Origin of the sequence: Mesorhizobium sp. M7A.F.Ca.CA.002.09.1.1 (genome assembly GCF_003998555.1) — a bacterium.
Taxonomy (GTDB): Bacteria; Pseudomonadota; Alphaproteobacteria; order Rhizobiales; family Rhizobiaceae; genus Mesorhizobium; species Mesorhizobium ciceri.
Map to the genome: position 1 here is coordinate 1 of NZ_RZRR01000313.1, position 5,638 is coordinate 5,638.

Here is a 5,638-nt window from a genome sequence, read left to right on the forward strand (position 1 = left end):
GGCCAGAGGCCAGGGAGCCGCTCTGCGAGGCCGCGGCGCGCGAAGCCGGCGAGGAGGCCGGGCTGCGCGGCCGTGTCTCTCATCTTGAAGCCGGCCGTTACTTCTACGCCAAGGCGCTGGCTTCCGGCGAAGAAGTCCCGTGCGAGGTCCTGGTGTTTCCGCTGCATGTCGACAAAGTCGCGGACCGCTGGAAGGAAAAACGCTCACGCACCCGCAAATGGGTCCGTGCAAGCGAAGCGGTGCGCATGGTCAACGAACCCGACCTTTGCCAGATCATCGCCTATTTCTGCGCCGACCCGCACAGCTTCTCCTGACGGGCGGCCACACCGCGCTCTTTGCAAAACGGGACTTGCTTGCAAAGGCTGGACACGCGTTGCCGCCATCGACATGAATGCTTTGCTAAGGAATCAAAGGTAGGATTCGGCAGCTCTGGTATTTTTTGATCGATGGCGAGCCCCGAAAATCCAATTCCAAACGAGTCCGACGAGCCTGAGCGCGAGCATCGTCCGCGCGTGCTCAAGGGCGGGTCGATCATCACCGGAATTTCGAATTCGGAAGTCGGCTGCACGCTGCGCAATCAACACGAAGGCGGAGCCGAACTGAAGATACCGCTGGAAGCCCGGGTTCCCGATCGCTTCCTTCTCTATGTGCCGCTCGACGGCATTGCCTATCGGTGTGAGGTCCGCTGGCGTCGCAATGACCGTATCGGGGTGCAGTTCACCGGCACCGAGCCAAAACCCAGGCTGCACTACGGCTGATCCATTCAGGCACGACGCTTTGGATCGTTGCCGCGTCCGGATTGCCTGGTGGCGACAAAATTGCGATCGCCGCACCGCATTCTATCCCCGTTATCCACATATGTGACACACAAGATGTTGGGGTCACAAAAGCTACGCAAACGAATCCTTGACGGCGCAAAACGAGTCGCCTTTTATAGGCCATGCGCTCCTGTTGAGAGTGCGACCGGAAAGTTCTGAGCCCGGTCTTTTTCCCGGATTATGTGCGTTTTGCTCGCATTTCCGCCTGGTTACGAGGCCGGCGGAAGCGTTGGAATTGTGGGGCGGTTGGGGTCGATAGGGACAATTGTCGGGCTTGAATAAATTGTCTGTTAATACTATATTTAGTGTTTGCAGGTAGGTTCGACGCTAGATAGTGTGAATTTCCCTCGACCGAGGGAATCGGAAAAAAATCAGTTTTGAGGGACCCGTGGGTTCGTCGGCGCGTTGGACAGGCACTTCGCAAGGAGTTTGACCAGCAGGGCCGGCGGAGGCTGCGAAATGGAGAGCCGGCCGTTTTCGAACGCCGGCAGACGGCGGACATGCGCGTTTCGCATCGGGGGCAGAAATCCCTGGGGAAAAGCGCTACATATAGACAAAAGGGACCGGACCAATGCGCATCGAGCGTCGTTTCACCAAGCCAGGACAGTCCGCCTATGCGGAGATCGAATTCCGCAAGGCGCTTTCGGAGATCAAGAATCCGGATGGCTCGGTGGTGTTCCGCTTGGACAATATCGACGTGCCGGCGCAGTTCTCCCAGGTCGCAGCCGATATCCTGGCACAGAAATATTTCCGCAAGGCCGGTGTTCCGGCACGCCTGAAGAAGATCGAAGAGAACGACGTCCCCTCCTTCCTGTGGCGCTCCGTCGCCGATGAGGCGGAACTCGCCAAGCTGCCGGAAGCCGAGCGCTACGGTTCCGAGATCGACGCCCGCCAGGTCTTCGACCGCCTTGCCGGCACCTGGACCTATTGGGGCTGGAAGGGCGGCTACTTCAAGGCGTCGGAAGAAGACGCACGCGCCTTCCGTGACGAGCTTGCCCACATGCTGGCCACCCAGCGCGTCGCGCCGAACTCGCCGCAATGGTTCAACACCGGCCTGCACTGGGCCTATGGCATCGACGGCCCGAGCCAGGGCCACTTCTATGTCGACCCGTTCACCGGCAAGCTGACCAAGTCGAAATCCTCCTACGAGCATCCGCAGCCGCATGCCTGCTTCATCCAGGGCGTACAGGACGACCTCGTCAACGAGGGTGGCATCATGGATTTGTGGGTGCGTGAAGCGCGCCTGTTCAAATACGGCTCCGGCACCGGCTCCAACTTCTCGCTGCTGCGCGGCGAAGGCGAAAAACTGTCCGGTGGCGGCCGCTCGTCGGGCCTGATGAGCTTCCTCAAGATCGGCGACCGCGCGGCGGGCGCCATCAAGTCGGGCGGCACGACGCGCCGCGCCGCCAAAATGGTCATCGTCGACGCCGACCATCCCGATATCGAGGAATTCATCGACTGGAAGGTCAATGAAGAGCAGAAGGTCGCCTCGCTGGTGACCGGCTCGAAGATCGTCAAGAAGCATCTCGAAGCGATCATGAAGGCCTGCGTCAACTGCGAAGGCAATGGCGACGACTGCTTCGATCCGTCGATCAACTCCGCGCTGAAGCGCGAGATTAAGGCGGCCAAGAAGTCGGCCGTGCCGGAGAACTACATCTACCGCGTCATCCAGTTCGCCAAGCAGGGCTATAGCTCGATGTCGTTCAAGACCTACGACACAGACTGGGATTCGGACGCCTACCTCACGGTTTCGGGCCAGAATTCCAACAATTCGGTGTCGCTGAAGGATAATTTCCTGCGCGCCGTCGAGGACGATGCCGACTGGCACCTGACCGCCCGCAAGGACGGCAAGGTACTGAAGACGCTGAAGGCCAGGGATCTCTGGGAAAAGATCGGTTACGCCGCCTGGGCGTCGGCCGATCCGGGCCTGCATTTCAACACGACGATGAACGACTGGCACACCTGCGCTTCCGCCGGTGCGATCCGGGCGTCCAACCCGTGCTCCGAATACATGTTCCTCGACGACACGGCCTGCAATCTCGCCTCGATCAATCTGCTGCCCTACCGCAACGCCGACGGCACGATCGACATCGCAGCCTACGAGCACACGGTGCGGCTGTGGACCATCGTGCTCGAAATCTCCGTCATGATGGCGCAGTTCCCGTCGAAGGAGATCGCCAAGCAGTCCTACGAATACCGCACGCTCGGCCTCGGCTATGCCAATATCGGCGGCCTGCTGATGACGTCGGGCATTCCCTACGACTCCGACGAAGGCCGCGCGATCTGCGCCGCACTCACCGCGATCATGACCGGCATGGCCTATGCCACCTCGGCCGAGATGGCCGGCGAACTCGGCGCCTTCGCCGACTACGACCGCAATGCCCAGAACATGCTGCGCGTCATGCGCAACCATCGCCGTGCCGCCTATGGCGAGAAGCAGGGCTACGAGAAGCTCGCCGTCAACCCGGTGCCGCTCGTCGCTTCCGACCTGAAGCAGCAGGACCTTGCGACCCACGCCAAGGCCGCCTGGGACCGCGCCATCGAGCTCGGCGAGGAGCATGGCTACCGCAACGCGCAGGCGACCGTCATCGCGCCGACCGGCACGATCGGCCTGGTCATGGATTGCGACACCACCGGCATCGAGCCCGACTTCGCGCTGGTGAAGTTCAAGAAGCTGGCCGGCGGCGGCTATTTCAAGATCATCAATCGCGCCGTGCCGGAAGCGCTGCGCACGCTCGGCTATTCCGAAGCCCAGATCGCCGAGATGGAGGCCTATGCGGTCGGCCACGGCAACCTCAACCAGGCGCCGGCCATCAACCCCGGCGCGCTCAAGGCCAAGGGCTTCACCGACGAGAAGATCGCGGCGCTCAACGCAGCCTTGAAGTCGGCCTTCGACATCAAGTTTGTCTTCAACCAGTGGACGCTCGGCGCCGACTGGGTGAAGGAGACGTTCGGCTTCACCGACGAGCAGCTCAACGACTTCTCGTTCGAGATGCTGCCGGCGCTCGGCTTCTCCCGCAAGGACATCGAGGCCGCCAACATCCATGTCTGCGGTGCGATGACGCTGGAAGACGCGCCGTTCCTCAAGGCCGAACACCTCGCCGTGTTCGATTGCGCCAGCCCGTGCGGCAAGATCGGCAAGCGCTCGCTGTCTATCAACAGCCACATCCAGATGATGGCGGCGGCACAGCCCTTCATTTCCGGCGCGATCTCCAAGACCATCAACATGCCCAACGATGCGACGGTGGAAGACGCCAAGGGCGCCTACATGCTGTCGTGGAAGCTGGCGCTGAAGGCCAACGCGCTCTACCGCGACGGCTCGAAACTGTCGCAGCCGCTCAATTCCTCGCTGCTCGCCGATGGCGAGGACGACGAGGATGAAGCCGTCGAGCAGCTGCTCGCCGCACCTGCGGCAGCACGTGCCGCACAGATCACCGAGCGGATCGTCGAGCGCATCATCGAGCGCGTGTCGCGCGAGCAGGAAAAGCTGCCCGGCCGCCGCAAGGGTTACACGCAGAAAGCCAAGATCGGTGGCAACACCATCTTCCTGCGCACCGGCGAATATGACGATGGCCGTCTCGGCGAGATCTTCATCGACATGAACAAGGAAGGCGCGACTTTGCGTGGCCTTCTCAACAACTTCGCCATCGCCATTTCGTTGGGCCTGCAATATGGCGTGCCGCTCGACGAATATGTGCACGCCTTCACCTTCACCAAGTTCGAGCCGGCCGGCATGGTGCAGGGCAATGACGCCATCAAGAGCGCGACGTCGATCCTCGACTACGTGTTCCGCGAGCTGGCGATCTCCTACCTCGGCCGCAACGATCTCGCCCATGTCGACCAGTCGGACTTTTCCAACACCGCACTTGGCCGTGGCATCAGCGAAGGCAAGACCGATGCGGTCTCCAAGGGCCTGACCCGTGGCGCCTCGCCGGTGAAGCTGGTGTCGCGCGTCAGCGGCAACGATCCGAAAGGCTTTGCGGCCCCCTCGGGCGCCCCTGCCCGCTCGGCACCGACCGCCTTCTCCGGCTCCAACGTGCTGGCGCTGAAACCCGCCAGCGACGAAGCGGTCGCCTACAAGCGCGACTATGAGGAGCGGGCAAAGGAATTGGCCGAGGACATCGCCTTCGAGGAAGCGGCGGGTGTTGCTTCCGACGCCACGGCTGCGCTGTTCACCGACGCCGCGGCCATGGAGGCGGCGGAAGCCAAGAAACTCGCCAACGACCGCCGCGCCAAATCGCTGCTCCAGGGCTACACCGGCAATTCCTGCTCCGAGTGCCAGAATTTTACCATGGTGCGGAACGGGACCTGCGAGAAGTGCGATACGTGTGGCTCGACGAGCGGGTGCAGCTGAGCTAATTCACGCGCGCTGTCTGTCTGCTGCCAACAATGCGACTCCGCTCTCAGCAGAAGAGATATGCTGAGAGCGGAGGTCTATAAAAATGCCGCCAGAGCCCAAGCAACAGCACTATATTCCGGAAACTTATTCGAAGCATTTCTTGGATGGAGACGGCTGCATCAAAGTCTACGATACGTGGGAAGATTGTAGGCTTTTCTGCACCTCTCCAAAATCGGTATTCAAAGAGAAATACCTATACTCACAACCAGTTCATGCTGAAGCGCGTTTTGACAACGCGATCGAGAGACTTTTTTCCGACACGATAGAAAGCGGCTGGGACCGAGCTGTGAACATTATCGCGGAAAAGAAACCGCTCTCACTTGATGAAATTAAACATTTCACCGAATTCCTTTTGTCCATGCGATGCCGTGTACCCAACGCGCTTAGATCTGTTATGAGCCTTTTGCGAGACTCTGTTGCT

General features: G+C 60.7%; 3 protein-coding genes and 1 pseudogene. All 4 read left to right on the forward strand.

The window, feature by feature from the left end:
• Positions 1-314 (forward strand): annotated as a pseudogene (locus EN994_RS15485) (NUDIX hydrolase); the annotation flags it as partial.
• A 132-nt stretch (positions 315-446) separates the two neighbouring features.
• Positions 447-758, forward strand: a complete 312-nt coding sequence (locus EN994_RS15490) for a PilZ domain-containing protein (protein ID WP_063167865.1) — start codon at positions 447-449, stop codon at positions 756-758.
• A 631-nt stretch (positions 759-1,389) separates the two neighbouring features.
• Positions 1,390-5,172, forward strand: a complete 3,783-nt coding sequence (locus tag EN994_RS15495) for a vitamin B12-dependent ribonucleotide reductase (protein WP_063167864.1) — start codon at positions 1,390-1,392, stop codon at positions 5,170-5,172.
• Between the two features lie 88 nt (positions 5,173-5,260).
• Positions 5,261-5,638: DUF4238 domain-containing protein (locus tag EN994_RS15500; RefSeq protein WP_127307629.1), on the forward strand; the 378-nt coding region annotated here is incomplete at its 3' end.